Source organism: Enterocloster citroniae (assembly GCF_040545455.1).
Taxonomy (GTDB): Bacteria; Bacillota; Clostridia; order Lachnospirales; family Lachnospiraceae; genus Enterocloster; species Enterocloster citroniae.
Genome location: NZ_JBEPLZ010000012.1, coordinates 85,417 through 103,299, shown reverse-complemented (window position 1 = coordinate 103,299; position 17,883 = coordinate 85,417). Strand labels below are relative to the sequence as shown.

Here is a 17,883-nt window from a genome sequence, read left to right as displayed (position 1 = left end):
GTCCGGGGAATTGAAACAGATGTTGATTGTAACAGGTGGAATGACATTTGTCATTATTTTGGACTAAAAAAGCCAGGGCAAACAAATGCCCCGGCCTTTTGGTCTTGCCTAACGCTGATTAGTTAGCAGCCTTAGTTGTCTCCTCTACAGCAGCTGCTGCGTCAGCGGCAGCCTCGGTGGACTCTTCCTCAGAAGCCTCGGCCTCAGTGGATTCCTCAGCATCGGCAGCTTCTTCTGTGGTAGCTTCTGCATCAGCTTCTTCGCTTGTTTCCTCAGCAACAGTGGTCTCTTCCTCGGAAGCCTCTGCTGTGGTGGTCTCCTCTGTAGCAGCTACAGTGGTCTCTACAGTTGTGGTGGTTTCTGCCTTGTTGTCAGAACCGCCGCAAGCAGTCAGTCCTGCTGCGATCATTGCTGCTGCCAGAACAGCTGTCATGGATTTTGTCATAGATTTTTTCATAATAGTTCTCCTCTCCTTTGAAAACCTCCCGATGAGATTTTCCATAAAACGTAAATTTTTGGAACGAATTTGATAATAGACTATAATTGTGACCAAATTGTGTCTAAAGTATAAAGAAAGTACTATGATTATTACGGAAACATTAAGAAGTGCGTTAAAAAGTTGTCAGTCTATTCTCTCCGGAGGCCGCTCTATGACTTGCTTTTTAACCATAGATAGGTTATAATCAGCAGAAAAAGGCTGTCACGTTAGCAGGCGAAAACGAAAGGAAGAGGTAGGACAATGGTTAATGAAGTAATGGATTTTATTACCGGATATGACAAGGAAGTGGGCGAGGCCATTCAGGCGGAGTGTGCGCGCCAGAGACGCAACCTGGAGCTGATCGCATCTGAGAATATCGTTTCTGAGCCGGTGATGATGGCGATGGGAACCGTACTTACCAATAAGTATGCGGAGGGATATTCAGGAAAGCGTTACTACGGCGGATGCCAGTGTGTGGACGTGGTGGAGACCATGGCAATCGAGCGTGCCAAGAAACTGTTTGGCTGTGATTACGCCAATGTCCAGCCCCATGCCGGAGCACAGGCTAACATGGCGGTATTTGTCGCCATGTTAAAACCAGGGGATACGGTCATGGGTATGAATCTGGACCATGGCGGCCATCTGACCCACGGAAGCCCAGTTAACTTTTCCGGCCTTTACTTCAATATCGTACCATATGGCGTGAATGACGAGGGATACATTGACTATGACGAGTTAGAGCGGATCGCCAAAGAGGCAAAGCCAAAACTCATTGTGGCAGGCGCCAGCGCATATGCCAGAACCATTGATTTTAAGAGATTTCGTGAAATAGCTGACGAAGTAGGCGCATATCTCATGGTAGATATGGCCCATATCGCAGGCCTTGTTGCAGCAGGGGAGCATCCAAGCCCCATTCCTTACGCTGACGTAGTGACCACAACCACCCACAAGACCTTAAGGGGACCCAGGGGAGGCATGATCCTGGCCAACAAGGAAGCGGCTGAGAAGTTTAACTTTAACAAGGCTATCTTCCCGGGAACCCAGGGCGGACCGCTGGAGCATGTGATCGCCGGCAAGGCGATCTGCTTTGGGGAAGCCCTGAAACCTGAGTTTAAGGAATATCAGCACCAGGTAGTGTTAAACGCAAAGGCATTGGCAGAGGCTCTTCAGAACCAGGGCTTCAAGCTCCTTACAGGGGGCACGGACAATCACCTGATGCTGGTGGACCTGCGGGGAATGGATGTTTCCGGCAAGGAACTGCAGAACCGCTGTGATGAGGTGTTTATTACGCTGAACAAGAACACGGTTCCCAACGACCCCAGAAGCCCGTTTGTCACATCCGGCGTCCGCATTGGAACACCGGCCATCACCACAAGGGGTCTGAAGGAAGATGATATGCCTAAGATTGCCGAGTGCATCTGGCTGGCTGCCACGGACTTTGAGAATCAGGCTGATTATATCAGGGGCGAGGTCACAAAACTCTGTGATAAGTATCCGATCTACAAATAGGACTATCAATCGATATAAGGAACACGTAACCGATAAAAGGCTGCACCTGGTATATTCAGGGGCAGCCCTTTTAAAACCTGGGGGTAGGGGATATGGAACAGTATGAACTGGAAATGGAAAGCGGGCTGAAGCTGTCACGGCAGGGGGCCCAGTCTGTTGTGGAGGAAGTGGGGGCTATTGTGGGGCAGAACATCAACATGATGGACCGCAGGGGATATGTGATCGCCAGTACGGATGAGACCAGGATCGGCAGCCTTCACGAGGGGGCCGGGAGGGTGATCGAGGAGCATCTGACCGAGCTGTATGTGGAGGAGGAGCATGCCACTGCCACCTCCAGACCGGGGTTAAACCTTCCCATTAACCATGGGGGAAGGATCGTGGGTGTGATCGGGATAACGGGACTTTACAGCGAAGTGGTGGGCTATGGACAGGTTGTAAAAAAGATGGTGGAAATACTCATCCGGGAAAATGCGGAACAGGATGAGCGCCGCATGGGGCAGAGGGTCCTGAACCGTTTTTTGGAGGACTGGGTGATCGGCAGCGGGCTGATGCAGCCCAAGATCCTGGAGGAGAGGGGATTTGCCCTGGGCATTGACATTGCAGTGCCCAGGCGTGTGATGGTGGCCAGTGCCAGGGAACTGGAGGAGTACGCATCCACGGCAGCCGGACAAAAGCTGCTGGAGCAGGTGGAACAGGAGAGCGCATCCCTTGCAGGCAGAGGCAGCCTTGTGCTCAGAAGCGGCGGCAGGCAGGTGATCCTGGTGAAAAAATGCTCCGACTGCCAGATGGAGCAGCTGGCCGGGCGCATCCGCACAGCTGTGCTGAAAAAATTCAATATCCGCATGGTGGTGGGCATTGACGGAAGGGCGGAGGATATCCATGTGGCCTATGGACAGGCCAACAAGGCCTGGCGCTCCGCCGGCATGGCCAAACAGGATATCCTCACCTATGACAGCGTAACCCTGGAACTGTTTACAGAGGATCTGGGAGATGGGGTGAAGGCGGAGTACATCCATAAACTGTTTAAGAAATGCAGCTATGAGGAACTGTGCCGGTGGATGGGTCTTCTGGAAGCGTATTTTGAGTCCGAGGGCTCCCTTCATGCAGCTTCACAGACCCTTCACATCCATAAAAACACGCTGACTTACAAGCTGAAGCGGTTAAAGGAACTGACCGGGTATGATGTCCGCCTCGTGAGCCAGGCCACTGTATTCTATATGGCCATGCTGTTTTTCAGGGATATAAAGGATGAGATGGAGGAGATTTGTTCTGTAGAATATATAATATAAAAAATGATTGTCTTGTAAAACATTGACGGAAATGCCTGGAACCACTAAAATAGTAGATAGTGAAACCACATGGGACATACATGAAATCAATGATTATTTGGGAGGCGGAACATGAAATTTTTATTTGCATCTGATTCATTTAAGGGAACCTTATCATCTGAGCGCATCACTGCCCTGCTGGAGGAATCCGCGGGACGTATTTTTCCGGGCTGTGAGACTGCGGGCGTGCCTGTGGCTGACGGTGGGGAGGGAACCATTGATGCGGTGATCTCAGCCCTTAACGGCACCTATCGCAGACTTACGGTACACGGACCTCTCATGGAGGAGTGTGAATCCTTTTACGGGGAATTTGAGGGGGACAGCGCCATCATTGAGATGGCGGCCGCATCAGGCCTTCCCATGGTTCCCGCCGAGAAGCGTAACCCGCTGAATACCACCACCTATGGAACCGGGGAACTGATCAGGGATGCCCTGGACAGGGGATACAGGAAGATCTCCATTGCTATTGGCGGCAGCGCTACCAATGACGGCGGAATGGGGGCCATGCGTGCGCTAGGAGTAAAGTTCCTGGATGACCGGGGAAATGAGCTGGAAGGAAAAGGGGAGGACCTTACCAAGGTGGCTGATATTGTTGTGAGCGGCCTTCACCACGGCGTGGCACAGGCCAGGTTCACTGTGATGTGCGATGTGACCAACCCTCTGACCGGTCCGGACGGAGCCACCTATACATTCGGCAAGCAGAAGGGCGGTACTCCTGAGATCCTGGATATCATGGAAGGCGGAATGATCCGTTACGCAGCTCTGATCAAGGAAAAACTGGGCGTGGATGTGGATAAGATCCCCGGATCCGGGGCAGCCGGTGGATTGGGGGCGGCTTTCTGTGTATTCCTTAAGGCAAACCTGAAATCGGGAATCGATACAGTGCTGGACCTGGTGCATTTTAATGAATTGCTGGAGGGCGTGGACCTGGTTGTCACAGGGGAAGGCAGAATGGACTGGCAGTCCGCTTTCGGCAAGGTGCCCAGCGGCATCGGCCAGCGGTGCAAAGAGAGGGGGATCCCCGTGGTAGCCATTGTAGGCGGTATGGGCCACAAGGCGGAGACAATCTTTGATCACGGCGTGGACAGCATCATGACCACCATCAACGGGGCCATGGAGCTGGAGGAAGCCCTGGACCGCTCCGAGGAGCTGTATGTGAGCGCGGCTGACAGGATGTTCAGGATGCTGAAGGCCGGGATGAGCCTCAGATAAGATCTCATCAAGCTCTCTTAAGGAGACCATCAAGATCTTATTGACAGGGGATCGGTTGAGCGATATGCTTGTAAGTGTCCGCAGGTGCAGGGCCGGCAGTACGGCTTTGCACTCCGGGGACAAAATCAAGTGAGAGGTGAAGATATGAGAATCGCGCTTATCAATGAAAACAGCCAGGGAGCCAAGAACGGAATGATCTATCATGCCTTAAAAAAGGTGGCCGACCACTATGGCTATGAAGTGGATAACTACGGCATGTACACGGCAGAGGACCAGGCACAGCTTACATACGTACAGGTGGGGATCCTGGCGGCAGCTCTGCTTAACAGCAAGGCGGCCGACTATGTGGTAACCGGATGCGGAACAGGGGAGGGCGCCATGCTGGCCTGCAATTCCTTTCCGGGTGTGATCTGCGGCCATGTGGAGGATGCCCTGGACGCATATACATTTGCCCAGATCAATGACGGCAATGCCATTGCCCTTCCTTTTGCAAAGGGATTTGGCTGGGGCGGCGACCTGAATCTGGAATATATTTTTGAAAAACTGTTCTGCGAGCCATCGGGCCAGGGATATCCCAGGGAGAGGGCAGTGCCGGAACAGAGGAATAAGAAGATCCTGGACGAAGTCCGCAAGGTCACATTTAAGGAGGACCTGGTGGAGATTTTCCGGGGACTGGATCAGGAACTTGTGAAGGGAGCGTTTGCGGGAGAGAAATTCTCAGAGCTCTTTTTTGAAACATGCAGGGACGAGAAACTGGCTTCCTATATCAGGGGTCTCCTGGCATAGCTATAAGAATGGAAAAAACTCAGCCGGCTGGTATCTAAAAGGTACCGGCCGGCTGTTTTTTTACTGTTTACAGATCGTCCCGTCCTTCATTACAAATCCCACCTGGGACAGACAGGAGACTTGTTCCAGGGGATTGCCCTTTACGGCAATGATGTCGGCAGCCAGCCCGGGAGCCAGGCTTCCCAGCTTATGGCCCAGGCCGCAGATGTCAGCCGCATGGGAGGTGACTCCCTGAAGGGCGGTTACGGTATCGGCTCCCAGCTCCACCGCATATTCCACTTCGCGGTAAAGATATCCGTGATAGGCGTCCGTGCCCAGGACAAAGGGCAGCCCTGCCTTAAGAATACGGGCTACATTTTCCCGCACACGGGGCCGGTTCAGGCGCACCTTCCTGGCGTTGGAGGGGGACAGGAACGCTTCCCTGCTGGGATCCAGGAAGATGCCGGAGGTAAGGTCCACCACACAGTTGGAGGCGGCCAGCAGTTCCACGTCCTGCTCCGTGGCCATATACATGTGCTCAATCACCTGTACGCCGCCTTCTATGCAGTCCTTTAAGCCCTGGCCCCCGATGCAGTGGGCGGCCACGGGAATTCCCAGCCGCGCCCCTTCGCTGACAGCCATGGCAATTTCCTCCGGGCTGAGGAAACTGGGAACAAAGGAGGAATTGGGATCCGGGACCCCGGGGGTTACAAAGAGCTTCAGCAGATCCACGCCTTTTTTCATGTTCTTCCGGCAGGTGTCCCTGATCTCCTCAGCACCGCAGTGGGGGCTTCCGATATAACCTGCCCCATGGCTTCCCTTCATGCCGATACCGGCTGCCAGAAGCCTGGGCCCCTTGATCTTTTTCTCCTGGATCATCTTTTTCATAGCCACGTCAATGTAATACTTATCGCCCATGCATCGGGCGGTGGTGACACCGCTTAGGAGGTCTTCCTCCAAGCCTTTGAGGGCCAGGATGGTGAGCTGGCATTCGCTGCTCCATTCCAGCAGTTCCAGGTGGTCCGGCAGAGTGGCGTCAATACACAGATGGTTGTGGCATTCGATCATACCCGGCATCAGGGTCTGGCCCGGAAAGCATAACTCCCGGGCGTCCTCAATGGGATGACCGTCCAGGACGTGCTGTGGAAATATATCGCATATGCGTCCATTTTCAACTACAAGGGCGCCTTTTTCCACGGGGGCCAGCTCCTTGCCCTGCAATATCATGTCAGCGCGCAAAATCAATCGGTTCATTTCTATTATACCTCCTTCCGCTATTCTTCAATGTTGGTGCCTGCTTCCTCCAAAAGGGGATCGAGGGCCATGTCTGTTTCCATAATCCCATGGGCCGCATTCCATTTTTTGGAAAATTTAGCCAGCCAGGATACAAGAAGGGGGCAGAGTACGGCTGTGATGACCACGGCGGCAGCTGTCTGGGCAGTGGCGGTCTCCACCTGGGGCTGGAAGGACGGATCTGCCATGGCCACGGCGGTGGGGGTAGTGGTGGCCACTCCGGCAGTGGTGCCAATGGCGGCGCCCATGGGATCCGCTTTCCTGCGAAGGGCGCTGTAGATAAAAAAGGAGAGAAGGCCGGTGGCCAAAACAGTTAACAACCCCAGTACAATACCGGACATGCCTGCGCTTATGATGTTGCGGAAGTTCATGCCCGCTCCCAGGGCAAAGCCGTTAAACGGGGGAAGGAGGATCATGCCGGTTGCCAGTATTTTTCTCCAGTCATGGTCCAGGTTGCCAATGATGAATCCGATCACCATGGGGATGATGCTTGCAATAATGTCAGTGACCGGAAAGTTGCCCATTCCCGAAGCGCCCAGGGCGATCATGGTAAAAAAGGGTCCGTCATTAAGGGCCAGGATGGAGGTGGCCCCCACATCTGTCTCATCCCCGTATTCACCGGCCAGTGTTGCGTAGATCACGCCATTGGAATTGGTCACGGCCCCGATCACTGCCAGCGGAGCCAGGCCCAGAAAACCGGCCTCCCCAAACAGGGCATTTAGCAGCAGCCCCAGGCCAAAGCCGATAAAAAATTTAAGGGCGGTGAGCACAACACCCTTCCATACCGTGGCTCCGGCCATTTTTACGTCAATGGTAGCGCCGCTGCAGAACAGGAAAAGGCCGATCAGGGTGGGAACGCCGTTTTTAAACAGACCCGTGGTAAAGCCGCCGATGGTCAGGGCATTGGGGAAGAATGTATTCATGGTACATCCCAAAAGAAGGGGGATTACCATAACACCTGCAGGAAATCGTTTCATAGTTGCCAGTAATTTCATCATCTAATCTCCTTTGATTTGATTTTTACGAACCATTGCAATGTTTTCTGCCTGTATATAAAAGCAAAAGCCATGCCATATTGGTGGAAGGGTTCCGATAAAAATGTTTTTTGTGAAAATAATATAAAAATGGGTAAAGATAATTGGGAACTTTGTATAATAATTCGCCCCCGAATCTGCAAAAAGCCATAAACCGGTGAATATGCAACAATTGCAATTTTACCATTCTTTGCAACTTCTTAATTCCATTTTTGCAATTAATAAGATAGAATGATTCAAGTACGCCTTAAGAAGTACACCTTAGGAAGTCCGCCGGAGACTTCAGCTTGGAGGGAGTATCAAGCGGAGGGAACGATGAAAAAGGAGGAGCTTTATGGTTAAACTTGTATTTTTCGCACCATACCCCAATATCTTGCCGGTGATCCAGCGGGTCATCGGTGAACGGCCGGAATCCAGGGATATCCAGTACCGGGTGGTCCAGGACTATTATAATAATAAACTGGAGCATGTGGAAGCGGATGTGATCATTGCAAGGGGATTTACGGCCCATACCCTGAAGCGGAGGAAGATTCCCTGTGTGGAGCTTAAGACCACGGGCTATGACGTGCTGGCCGCCATTCATGTGTGCCTGGAACGGTGGGATGTGAAACGGATCGCAGTGGTGGGGGCATTTAACATGGTCTATGGGGCGGAACAGGTGAACCAGGTATATCCTGACCTGATGGTGAGCTGCTATGCGGAGGATGATGAGACAAAGCTGGAGACAGCGGTGCTGCGGGCAAAGGCGGATGGGAACCAGGTCATAGTGGGGGGATATTCCACGGTACAGATTGCGGAACAGTGCAATATCCCGGCTGTGATGATACGTTCCGGCAGGGAGGCGGTGAACCAGGCTATCACAGAGGCATTGGCATTGGCCGCCATCACGGTGTATGAGCGGGAAAAGCGGGATGAGATTGCCAGCATTATGAACTACTCCTTTCAGGGGATCCTGTCCGTTAACAGAAAAGGGATCATCACCCTGGCCAACAGCTGCTGCTATTCTTATATGAGAGAGCGCAAGGAATCCCTGGTTGGAGCGGATATCAGGGAGATATTTCCGGATATAAAGATGGATGAGGTGATCTGCAAAAAGAAAAAGATACTCTCCGAGGTCTATGACTGTTCCGGCCGCCCGGTGATGGTCAACTGTGTCCCTGTCTCCGGTGAGTCCGAGGATTTTGGGGCGGTGATCACCTTCCAGGGGACAGAGCAGATCCAGGCAGAGGAGGGAAAGCTGAGAAAGAGGATCTATTCCACGGGTTTTACAGCCAAGTACGACTTTACGCATATCCTGTACCAAAGCCAGGCCATGGGAAGCCTGATCAGAACAGCTGAAAAATACAGCTATGCGGATTCCAATATTCTGATCCACGGTGAGACCGGCACCGGCAAGGAGCTGTTTGCCCAGAGCATCCACAACTTGAGTCCCAGGCGCAAGAATCCCTTTGTGGCCATCAACTGCGCGGCTCTGCCCGAGGATCTGCTGGAAAGTGAGCTTTTCGGTTATGTGGAGGGCGCCTTTACAGGAGCTGCAAAGGGCGGAAAGATGGGATTTTTTGAGATTGCCCACAAAGGGACGATCTTCCTGGATGAGATCGGCGACATTTCCCCAAAACTTCAGAGCCGCCTTTTAAGAGTGCTCCAGGAGCGGGAGATCATACGCCTGGGAAATGATACCGTGATCCCCATTGATGTGAGGGTCATATGCGCCACCAACAAAAGCCTGAAACGGGAGGTGGAACAGGGAAATTTCCGAAGGGACCTTCTGTACCGCCTGGATGTTCTGGAACTGGATATTCCGCCTCTCAGGGAGCGGAAACAGGACATTCCCCTTCTTATCAGAAGTATGACCGGCTTTGAGCATGGGCGCACCGGCTGTGTGCTGGAGAACATATCAGAGGAGGGGATGGAACTGCTGCTGCGCTATGACTGGCCGGGGAATGTGCGGGAGATCCGCAATTTCTGCGAGCGTATCTGCATTCTCTGCGAACGTCCCGTGGCAGGGGCGGGAGAGGTACGCCAGGCGCTGCCCGGCATAACGGAGGCGGGCAGCGGCGCATATGGCAATGGTACACATGATCATAACACATATGGAACCGGGGAAGGGAAAATACCCAGGAACACAAACCTTAAGGAAGCGGAACGGCAGGCCATAATAGAAGCACTGGAGTGTTCCGGGTATAACCGGGGCAGGACAGCCGCCTTTTTGGGGATTGATAAAAGTACTCTGTGGCGGAAGATGAAGAAATACGGCTTGTTGAATGAAACAAAATAAAACAAAAAAACATAATGAAACATTTTGGAAACAAAATATAAAGGTGAAACAAAAAAATGGAAAAAATAGCCCATAGATGTTCCTTTATATGACTGGAATTATACATAATATACAACGGAATCAGGGGAAAAAACAGTGAAAAATAAAAAAATCATCCTTACTGGAAAAGTTGGCACAGATTTTGCTTTATTAATTGGCATAGATGTGAAAACAAAATAAAAAAAAGGAAGGGTGATTTTTTATGAACACAAAACCAATATTAGGAATGCTTTTAGGAGATGGAGCCGGAGTGGGAGCTGAGATCATAGCAAAGCTGGCAGCATCCGGATTCTATGATGAGTACTGCCGTCCGGTGGTGATCGGAGATGCGAGGATCTTTCAGCGCGGGGCTGAGATCTGCGGGCTGGAGATCCCCATGCAGGTGATCAGCCGGGTGGAGGATGCGGACTGGAGTAAAGGGATCCCTGTGCTGGATCAGAGGGATCTGGATCCTGAGGAAGTTCCCTATGCACAGATCAACGTAAAAAGCGGACAGGCCTGCCTGGATATGCTGAGAACCGGAATTGAACTTTATAAGGATGGAAAGATTGAAGGTTTCTGCTTTGCGCCACTGAATAAGCAGGCCATGATCAAAGCAGGATGCCCCTTTGAGAGTGAGCATCACTACATGGCCCATCTGTTCCAGCACACAGAACCCTTTGGGGAGATCAATGTTCTGGGAGATCTGTGGACCACCAGGACCACCAGCCATATTCCCATCAGCCGGGTAAGCCATGACCTGACGGAGGAGACCATTATGAGGGCGGTGCGCCTTGCCAATGTGTCTCTGAAAAATTCGGGAATCGAAAAGCCCAGGCTTGCGCTGGCAGCTTTGAACCCCCACTGCGGAGAGGGCGGGAAATGCGGACGCGAAGAAATTGATGTGATTGCTCCGGTCATTGAAAAAGCCAGGGAAATGGGGATTGACGCCTATGGGCCGTATCCATCGGATATCCTGTTTATCAAGGCTTTTAACGGAGATTTTGACGGTGTGGTGACCATGTATCACGATCAGGGGCAGATTGCGCTGAAATTAAAGGGATTTGACCAGGGGATCACCATTGCGGGAGGGCTTCCGGCTCCCATTGTCACATGTGCCCATGGAACCGCCTATGATATTGCAGGCAAGGGGATCGTAAAAACATCTGCCTTTGAGAATGCGGTTAAAATGGCGGCAAGGATGGCCAACCACCTGAGAGCATAAGCAATGTGTACTTAAAAAGGGAGGTTTATATGAAAAGGATAGGGACAAAACAGATCGTACCGCTGCTGCTGGCAGTGTTCGCAGTGGTATTTGCAGTGATTGGATTTACGCAGTTGGGGTTCTGGAGTGATGTCGATGGTCCGATGCCGGGATTTTTCCCGGCGATCATGGCAATTGTCATGTTCCTGACCAGTATTACTTCTTTTATCCAGTCTTTAAAAGATGAGGGATCAGCCAGGTACGAGAGGAATGAACTTCTGGTCATTGCCGGAGGCGCGGGGATCATAGTTGGAAGCTATATTATCGGCCTTCTGCCCAGCTGTTATCTGTTTATCATACTGTGGCTGAAGGTGTTTGAGCGTACAAGCTGGAAGGATACGCTGATCGTGCTGGCTGTCTGTGTGGCTATTTCCGTGGGCGTGTTCCGCCTGTGGCTGGGAGTTTATTTCCCCATGGGCCTTTTGGAATACATTTTATAGGAAAGGAGCAGTAAAAGATGGAGAATATACAACTGTTGTTAGGAGGCTTTTCCACTTTATTTACATTCAGCAACGTAGGCGCTGCCATGATGGGCGCTGTTCTGGGGCTGATCGTGGGCGCCATGCCCGGTATCGGAAGCCTTGCAGGCGTTGCCCTGCTTTTGCCCCTTACCTACAAATTCAATCCCACCACGGCGATCATCATGCTGGGCGCCCTTTATTATTCTAATATGTACGGCGGCGCGTTCAGCGCCATCCTGCTGAACATCCCCGGAGATTCACCGGCCATCTGTACGGCCATGGACGGTTATCCCATGGCGGCTAAAAAGAAACGTCCGGGTCAGGCACTGTTTACCGCCAACATGGCTTCCTTTATCGGCGGAACCATCGGCATCATCATCCTGACATTTACTGGACCGGCCCTGGCCAATGTAGGATTGAAATTCGGCCCGTCCGAAATGACGGCCCTGCTGTTTATCGCCATGACATCCATCAGCTGGCTTGTGGGCGAAAATCCCATCAAGGGCGTGGTTATCACAATGCTGGGAATCCTGCTGGCAAGCATGGGAATGGATACCCTGTCCGGTTCTCCCCGTTATGATTTTGGCAGCATGTATCTGTTGGGCGGTATTCCCTTTACACCTTTTATCATTGGCACGGTGGGCTTTTCCCAGGTCATTAACCTGGTGATGGAACGGGGGGCGGACGCAAAGGCAAACCACGATATGAAGCTGACCATCAAAGGCAGTCTTTTGACAAAGCATGATTTTAAAAGGCTTCTGCCTCCGGCCATACGTTCCGGCCTTATGGGCACCTTTGTGGGCGTGCTCCCGGGAGCCGGGGCAACCACTGGCGCCTTTATGGGATACGCGGCCCAGAAGAAGTTTAAGAGCGAGGAGGAGCTTGGAACCGGCGCCATCGAGGGGATCGCTGCCGCGGAGGCTGCAAACAATGCGGCAGCGGCAGGGGCATTTGCTCCGCTGCTGGCACTGGGGATTCCGGGAAGCGGGACCGGAGCCGTGCTCCTGGGCGGACTTATGATGTGGGGACTGAACCCCGGACCTCTTTTGTTTACCAATGAACCGGAGTTTACATGGGGCCTGATCGCTTCCCTGTTCCTGTCCAACATTTTCACACTGATCGTATCCATTGGCGTGATTCCTTTCCTGATCAAGATACTGTCCGTGCCCGTGAAATTTATGATACCCATTATCATCACGGTGTGTGTGGTTGGGTCCTACAGCTCCAGCTATTCCATGTATGGTGTGATCGTAATGTTTCTGTCAGGCGTGCTGGGATATATCCTTACAAAGAGCGGATTCCCAACAGCGCCCATGCTGCTTTCCTTTGTATTGGCAAAGCTTTTGGAGTCCAATATGCGCAAGGCGTTTATGATCTCAGGAGGCAGCCTGGACATTTTCTTTACAAGACCGATCACCTGTGTGCTGATGCTGATTTTCCTGGCATTTATATTTGCACCCGTTATCAAGGCAGTTATAAGGAAAGCAAGATCAAAGGCTTGACGGTTTTACCATAAAATATCATAGGAGGGTTTATTAATGAAAAAAAGGAATATGTTACTGGCAATGGCAGCTATGGCGGCGGCAGCTGTGATGACAGGATGCGGGGAAAGCAGCAGCGATGGACCCTTTGAGCCAAAGGACAATATCAACTGGGTGGTCACGTCCAGTCCGGGCGGGGGCAGCGACATCTATACCAGGATGATATCTGATATCATGGTCAAGGATAGTCTGGTCAATGGACAGACCATTATTGTCACAAACAAGACGGACGGAAGCGGCGAGATCGGGCGAAATGAAGTTGCCGGCACAAAGGGGAAAAAGGCGGATTACACCCTTTTAACGTTTAACAGCGGCGACCTGATGCCTATGGTGCAGAATACAAAGAACCGCTCCTCCAACTTCAGGATCCTGGCCGTCATGGCAGTGGATAAGCAGCTGATCTTTAAGGGGGACCAGACACAATACGCTGATTTCAGCGAGGCTATAGAGGCGGCTAAGAGCGGGACCAAGGTGGTGATCGGCGGTTCCAAGGGAGATGATATCGCCACTTACGATGCCCTGATCGCGGAGCTGGGAATCGGTAAGGATATGATGACCTACATAACATATGACTCCACCGGCGATGCCATCACAGCAGCCCTGGGAGGCCACATTGAGTTTGTTATATCCAAACCCGCGGCAGCCACGGAGTATGTGGCGGCAGGTTCATTGATCCCGGTGCTGGCATTGTCCACGGAGCGGTACACAGGCAACCTGGCAGACGCCCCCACCTTAAGCGAGATCGGCGATTATGAAAATGTGGAAGTGCCGGTATGGCGCGGCGTGGCGGCTCCGGCGGCCATGAGCGATTCAGCGGCGGCATTCTGGAGCGAACAGTTAAAGAAGGTATCTGAGACAGATGCCTGGAATACGGATTATCTGGAGAAGAACAAGCTGATCGGCAACTATATGGACATGACAGCGGCCACAGAGTATGTGACAGATTATGAGAAGGACTATATGGAGAGCATGGGGATCCAGTAAGAGCAGGATCCGCAGGAGAGCCTGATGTAAAGTTCAGATGGAGATAAAAGGCAAAAGCCATGGGTCGGGAACAGGGAGGCTGTTCGGCTCATGGCTTTTGCGCCAGGAGAATCTTGGCTAAAAGAAAAAGGGAAACATTTTGAAACATTTCCCGAAAAGAAACCAGAAACAAAACGAAACATTTTTGAAACATGTTATAATTGAAACAAAGGTCCGGTGTGAAAGAAAATGAAAACAGGGGGCCTGATGGGGACCTGTAAGGGGGAGAAAAGTTGGCATGTTTTTTGCTCTTTAATACATCAGAATCCCATCGGTAAAAGATGCCGGATATTATGGAAGGAGGAAATGCAAGATGAAACTATGTTATCAGGTAGCCACTCCAGACGTGGCCGTTGCCGACTCCGTCACCGCCTATCAGGGGCCGCTGGATCAAAGCTTTGGGGATCTGGCAAGGCTTGGGTATGACGGCGTGGAGCTTATGACTCTGAACCCGGGGGAACTTGACTGGGAGGAAGTAAAGGGAACAGCTGAAAAATACGGCATATCCATCGCGCTGGTGTGCACAGGGGAGCTGTTTGGGCAGTTGGGACTGAGCTATACCAGCCCCGAGGAGGAGATCCGCAGGGAGGCTATTAAACGGACCAAGGAGATCATTGATTTTGCCGGATACCTTGGGGCCAACATTAATATCGGCCGGGTCAGGGGCCAGTACTGTGCCCGGCTTTCCCATGAGCAGACAGAGGGACTGGCAGTGGAAGCTTTCCGGGAACTGGCAGACTATGCGGCGCCCGGGAATGTGGCCATTGCCCTTGAGACAGTGACCATTATGCAGACCAATTTTATTAATACACTGGCAGAGGGAGCCCGCATGGTAGAGCGGGTGGACCGTCCTAACTTCCGGCTGATGATGGATGTCTTCCATCTGAACCTGGAGGAAAAGGACCTGTACCAGGCCATCAGAGACTACAGCAAATATAACATACATGTCCACCTGGCGGACAATAACCGCCGCTACCCCGGCCACTGCGGGCTGGACTTTGAAAAGATTCTCACCACTTTTAAAGAATGCGGCTATGACGGCAATTTTTGTACGGAAATATTCCAGATCCCATCCATGAAGGAAGCTGCCAGGGGAGCCATGACATGTCTCGGACCCATTGCAGAGCGGGTATATGGAAGAAAAGCAGCAGACAGGAGCGGGATATGAAAAGTATTGCATTGATCCACACGGTAAAAAGCGTGGCAGTCAGTTTTGACCAAATGCTGCGCCGGGAGATTGGAACGGATCTAACGGTCCACAACCTGTGGGATGATTACCTGGCCAATGATCCCAATGAAAAAGGGGAATTTACCGCGGATAACAGGAACCGTCTTCTCCTTGACATCAAGGCCCAGGAGCTGACCGGGGCGGATCTGATCGTTACAACCTGTTCCACACTGACCCCCACGGTGGAGATGATACGGCCGTTTATAAAGGTTCCGGTGATCGCCATTGATGACGCCATGGCAAAAGCAAGTGTCACATACGGTGAGCGGGTGCTGGTCATGGCCACTGCCGGGAGCACGGTCCATCCCACTGTTTCAAAGATTGAGAGGGAAGGGGAGACGGCAGGGAAAAAGCTTTCCATTGACACATGTGTGTGCGCCCAGGCATTTCAGGCGCTGAAGGCCATGGACATGGAAAAACATGACCGGATCCTCATGGAAAAGGCAAAGGAGTTTACAGGATATGACTGTATTGTCCTGGCCCAGGCATCCATGGCCCATTTAGAATATGAGATCGCCGCTGTCACCGGATGCCCTGTGCTCACCAGCCCCAGGCTGTGTGTAGAGGAAATCAAACAAAAACTTGCGTCACTTTGCTGAGGGTGGTTTTTTTTAGGCGAAATGACAATGATCGCACGCAGAAGGCCGAAACAGGATCCTTCCGTGCCCATAAAGAGGAGATAAGACAATGACCAATGAAAGAAAAAAGGAATTACAGACACAGTGCAGCCGGTTCAGGAACCAGCTGATCGATCTGCTTCACAGCATCCAGACCGGGCATCCGGGCGGTTCCCTGTCCTGTACCGAGATACTTACCGCCCTGTATTTTGAGATCATGAACGTGGATCCGCAGAACCCCGCCATGGAGGGAAGAGATCATCTGGTGCTGTCCAAAGGCCATGCAGCCCCGATCCTTTATCTGGTCCTGGCGGAAAAAGGATTTTTCCCAAAAGAGGAGTTAAAGAACCTGCGTCAGGCCGGCAGTATGCTTCAGGGGCACCCATGTGTGCACAAGACCCCAGGGGTGGAATTGTCCACAGGCCCTCTGGGGCTGGGATTGTCCGCCGGCCTTGGGATGGCCCTGTCCGCAAGGATCAAGGGACAGGATTCCTATACATATGTGATCATGGGAGATGGGGAAATACAGGAAGGCTGTGTCTGGGAGGCAGCTATGTCCGCCTCCAAGTTTAAAGCCGACCATCTCATCGGTTTTCTGGACAACAACGGAGTGCAGCTGGACGGAACCCTTGAGGAGATCATGCCCATGGGTGACCTGAGGGCAAAATGGGAGGCATTTGGCTGGAATGTGGTCCCCTGTGACGGTCATGATGTGGAAGACATATGCAGGGCGGTAAAGGAAGCAAAAGCCGTGTCCGGGAAACCTTCCCTGATCCTGGCAAAAACCGTAAAAGGCAAGGGCGTCTCCTTTATGGAGGGCAGAAACACATGGCATGGAAAGGCCATCAATGACGAAGAATATGCCAAGGCAAAAACTGAATTAGGAGGTGCTCTGTGATGGGAAAAATGATAGCGATCCGTGATGCGTATGGTGCGGCACTGAAGGAACTGGGAGAACAGAATACAAAGATCGTGGGCCTGGAGGCGGATGTGGCGTCCTCCACCAAAAGCGGGATATTTGGAAAAGCGTTTCCTGAGCGGTATTTTAATGTGGGTATCAGTGAACTGAATATGGTATCCATGGCAGCCGGTTTTGCCAGGGAAGGGATGATCCCCTATGTGAACACCTTTGCGGTCTTTATGACCACCAGGGGCGCGGACCCCATCCAGAGCCTGATCGCCTACGACAACCTGAATGTAAAGCTGTGCGGCACTTACTGCGGCCTGTCCGATTCCTATGACGGGGCCAGCCATCAGGCCATTACGGACCTGGCCTTTGTGCGCGCCATTCCAAACATGACCGTGATCACGGCGGCCGATGGGGCGGAGACTAGGAAAGCGGTATTTGCCATGGCGGAACACGATGGGCCGGTGTACTTAAGACTCAGCCGGGCGGAGGCCCCTGTGTATTATTCCGATGACATGGACTTTCAGATCGGCAGGGGGATCACGGTAAGGGAAGGCGGGGATGTGACCATCATCACCACGGGAACCGTTCTCCACAAGGCCCTTGAGGCAGCGGATCTCCTGGCACAGGAGGGGATTTCTGCCACCGTGGTGGATATGCACACCATTAAGCCCATTGACCGGGATCTGGTGATACAGTGCGCAATACGGACGGGCGCCATTGTCACGGTGGAGGAACACAGTATTTACGGCGGACTCGGCAGTGCGGTGGCGGAGGTGCTTGTGGAGAACAAGCCTGTTCCCATGAAGCGGATCGGCGCCGTGGATTTTGCGGAGTCCGGGGACTACGGTGAGCTGCTTGTAAAATACGGATACAGTCCCCAGGCCATTGCCGGCAAGTGCAGGGCAGTGATCAGGCGGAAATAAG

At 52.3% G+C, this 17,883-nt stretch carries 16 protein-coding genes; 13 read left to right on the top strand and 3 right to left on the bottom strand.

Annotated features, from left to right (window positions below; translation table 11 throughout):
* Nucleotides 1–118: 118 nt before the first annotated feature.
* Nucleotides 119–457: a hypothetical protein gene (locus ABID13_RS16570; protein WP_007863356.1), complete on the bottom strand. Its 339-nt coding sequence runs from the start codon at nucleotides 455–457 to the stop codon at nucleotides 119–121.
* Between the two features lie 282 nt (nucleotides 458–739).
* Here ABID13_RS16570 and glyA point away from each other — a divergent pair, with 282 nt between their 5' ends.
* From glyA to ABID13_RS16550, 4 genes are all read left to right on the top strand, one after another.
* Nucleotides 740–1,987, top strand: coding sequence for a serine hydroxymethyltransferase (gene glyA, locus ABID13_RS16565; RefSeq protein WP_048929538.1), 1,248 nt, complete (start codon nucleotides 740–742; stop codon nucleotides 1,985–1,987).
* Between the two features lie 92 nt (nucleotides 1,988–2,079).
* Nucleotides 2,080–3,276 carry a CdaR family transcriptional regulator gene (locus ABID13_RS16560; RefSeq protein ID WP_048929537.1) on the top strand — a complete coding sequence of 399 codons (1,197 nt, stop codon included), beginning with the start codon at nucleotides 2,080–2,082 and terminating at the stop codon, nucleotides 3,274–3,276.
* A gap of 111 nt (nucleotides 3,277–3,387) precedes the next feature.
* Complete coding sequence (locus tag ABID13_RS16555; protein WP_048929536.1) at nucleotides 3,388–4,527, top strand: glycerate kinase family protein; 1,140 nt, start codon at nucleotides 3,388–3,390, stop codon at nucleotides 4,525–4,527.
* 144 nt (nucleotides 4,528–4,671) lie between these two features.
* Nucleotides 4,672–5,313 (top strand): RpiB/LacA/LacB family sugar-phosphate isomerase, encoded by a 642-nt coding sequence (locus tag ABID13_RS16550; RefSeq protein ID WP_045091767.1) that lies wholly within the window; start codon nucleotides 4,672–4,674, stop codon nucleotides 5,311–5,313.
* Between the two features lie 60 nt (nucleotides 5,314–5,373).
* Here the strand turns inward: ABID13_RS16550 and ABID13_RS16545 are convergent, their stop codons facing one another.
* Together ABID13_RS16545 and ABID13_RS16540 are read right to left on the bottom strand one after the other, a co-directional pair.
* Nucleotides 5,374–6,546 carry an amidohydrolase family protein gene (locus tag ABID13_RS16545; protein ID WP_045091768.1) on the bottom strand — a complete coding sequence of 391 codons (1,173 nt, stop codon included), beginning with the start codon at nucleotides 6,544–6,546 and terminating at the stop codon, nucleotides 5,374–5,376.
* Nucleotides 6,547–6,566: 20 nt separating this feature from the next.
* Nucleotides 6,567–7,580, bottom strand: coding sequence for a 2-keto-3-deoxygluconate permease (locus ABID13_RS16540; RefSeq protein WP_045091769.1), 1,014 nt, complete (start codon nucleotides 7,578–7,580; stop codon nucleotides 6,567–6,569).
* 373 nt (nucleotides 7,581–7,953) lie between these two features.
* On the opposite strand from ABID13_RS16540, the gene ABID13_RS16535 reads away from it, so the two are divergent.
* From ABID13_RS16535 to ABID13_RS16495, 9 genes are all read left to right on the top strand, one after another.
* Entirely contained in the window at nucleotides 7,954–9,897 is a 1,944-nt protein-coding gene (locus tag ABID13_RS16535) for a sigma 54-interacting transcriptional regulator (protein WP_048929535.1), read from the top strand.
* Between the two features lie 241 nt (nucleotides 9,898–10,138).
* Complete coding sequence (locus tag ABID13_RS16530) at nucleotides 10,139–11,140, top strand: PdxA family dehydrogenase (protein WP_007863344.1); 1,002 nt, start codon at nucleotides 10,139–10,141, stop codon at nucleotides 11,138–11,140.
* A gap of 29 nt (nucleotides 11,141–11,169) precedes the next feature.
* Nucleotides 11,170–11,619 carry a tripartite tricarboxylate transporter TctB family protein gene (locus tag ABID13_RS16525; RefSeq protein WP_045091771.1) on the top strand — a complete coding sequence of 150 codons (450 nt, stop codon included), beginning with the start codon at nucleotides 11,170–11,172 and terminating at the stop codon, nucleotides 11,617–11,619.
* 17 nt (nucleotides 11,620–11,636) lie between these two features.
* On the top strand, nucleotides 11,637–13,142 hold the full coding sequence (locus ABID13_RS16520) for a tripartite tricarboxylate transporter permease (protein ID WP_045091772.1): 1,506 nt from the start codon (nucleotides 11,637–11,639) through the stop codon (nucleotides 13,140–13,142).
* A 36-nt stretch (nucleotides 13,143–13,178) separates the two neighbouring features.
* Nucleotides 13,179–14,165 carry a Bug family tripartite tricarboxylate transporter substrate binding protein gene (locus tag ABID13_RS16515; protein WP_048929534.1) on the top strand — a complete coding sequence of 329 codons (987 nt, stop codon included), beginning with the start codon at nucleotides 13,179–13,181 and terminating at the stop codon, nucleotides 14,163–14,165.
* A 352-nt stretch (nucleotides 14,166–14,517) separates the two neighbouring features.
* On the top strand, nucleotides 14,518–15,372 hold the full coding sequence (locus ABID13_RS16510) for a sugar phosphate isomerase/epimerase family protein (protein WP_048929533.1): 855 nt from the start codon (nucleotides 14,518–14,520) through the stop codon (nucleotides 15,370–15,372).
* Nucleotides 15,369–16,031, top strand: coding sequence for an aspartate/glutamate racemase family protein (locus tag ABID13_RS16505; RefSeq protein WP_045091774.1), 663 nt, complete (start codon nucleotides 15,369–15,371; stop codon nucleotides 16,029–16,031). The genes ABID13_RS16510 and ABID13_RS16505 overlap by 4 nt, the downstream gene beginning before the upstream one ends.
* 88 nt (nucleotides 16,032–16,119) lie before the next feature.
* Nucleotides 16,120–16,947 carry a transketolase gene (locus ABID13_RS16500; RefSeq protein ID WP_007863333.1) on the top strand — a complete coding sequence of 276 codons (828 nt, stop codon included), beginning with the start codon at nucleotides 16,120–16,122 and terminating at the stop codon, nucleotides 16,945–16,947.
* Complete coding sequence (locus ABID13_RS16495; RefSeq protein ID WP_048929532.1) at nucleotides 16,947–17,882, top strand: transketolase family protein; 936 nt, start codon at nucleotides 16,947–16,949, stop codon at nucleotides 17,880–17,882. The genes ABID13_RS16500 and ABID13_RS16495 overlap by 1 nt, the downstream gene beginning before the upstream one ends.
* Nucleotide 17,883: the final 1 nt, after the last annotated feature.

Bases quoted from the DNA above. Each gene is read 5' to 3' on its own strand.
- ABID13_RS16570 (WP_007863356.1), bottom strand. From the start codon at position 457: ATGAAAAAATCTATGACAAAATCCATGACAGCTGTTCTGGCAGCAGCA.
- glyA (WP_048929538.1), top strand. From the start codon at position 740: ATGGTTAATGAAGTAATGGATTTTATTACCGGATATGACAAGGAAGTG.
- ABID13_RS16560 (WP_048929537.1), top strand. From the start codon at position 2,080: ATGGAACAGTATGAACTGGAAATGGAAAGCGGGCTGAAGCTGTCACGG.
- ABID13_RS16555 (WP_048929536.1), top strand. From the start codon at position 3,388: ATGAAATTTTTATTTGCATCTGATTCATTTAAGGGAACCTTATCATCT.
- ABID13_RS16550 (WP_045091767.1), top strand. From the start codon at position 4,672: ATGAGAATCGCGCTTATCAATGAAAACAGCCAGGGAGCCAAGAACGGA.
- ABID13_RS16545 (WP_045091768.1), bottom strand. From the start codon at position 6,546: ATGAACCGATTGATTTTGCGCGCTGACATGATATTGCAGGGCAAGGAG.
- ABID13_RS16540 (WP_045091769.1), bottom strand. From the start codon at position 7,580: ATGAAATTACTGGCAACTATGAAACGATTTCCTGCAGGTGTTATGGTA.
- ABID13_RS16535 (WP_048929535.1), top strand. From the start codon at position 7,954: ATGGTTAAACTTGTATTTTTCGCACCATACCCCAATATCTTGCCGGTG.
- ABID13_RS16530 (WP_007863344.1), top strand. From the start codon at position 10,139: ATGAACACAAAACCAATATTAGGAATGCTTTTAGGAGATGGAGCCGGA.
- ABID13_RS16525 (WP_045091771.1), top strand. From the start codon at position 11,170: ATGAAAAGGATAGGGACAAAACAGATCGTACCGCTGCTGCTGGCAGTG.
- ABID13_RS16520 (WP_045091772.1), top strand. From the start codon at position 11,637: ATGGAGAATATACAACTGTTGTTAGGAGGCTTTTCCACTTTATTTACA.
- ABID13_RS16515 (WP_048929534.1), top strand. From the start codon at position 13,179: ATGAAAAAAAGGAATATGTTACTGGCAATGGCAGCTATGGCGGCGGCA.
- ABID13_RS16510 (WP_048929533.1), top strand. From the start codon at position 14,518: ATGAAACTATGTTATCAGGTAGCCACTCCAGACGTGGCCGTTGCCGAC.
- ABID13_RS16505 (WP_045091774.1), top strand. From the start codon at position 15,369: ATGAAAAGTATTGCATTGATCCACACGGTAAAAAGCGTGGCAGTCAGT.
- ABID13_RS16500 (WP_007863333.1), top strand. From the start codon at position 16,120: ATGACCAATGAAAGAAAAAAGGAATTACAGACACAGTGCAGCCGGTTC.
- ABID13_RS16495 (WP_048929532.1), top strand. From the start codon at position 16,947: ATGGGAAAAATGATAGCGATCCGTGATGCGTATGGTGCGGCACTGAAG.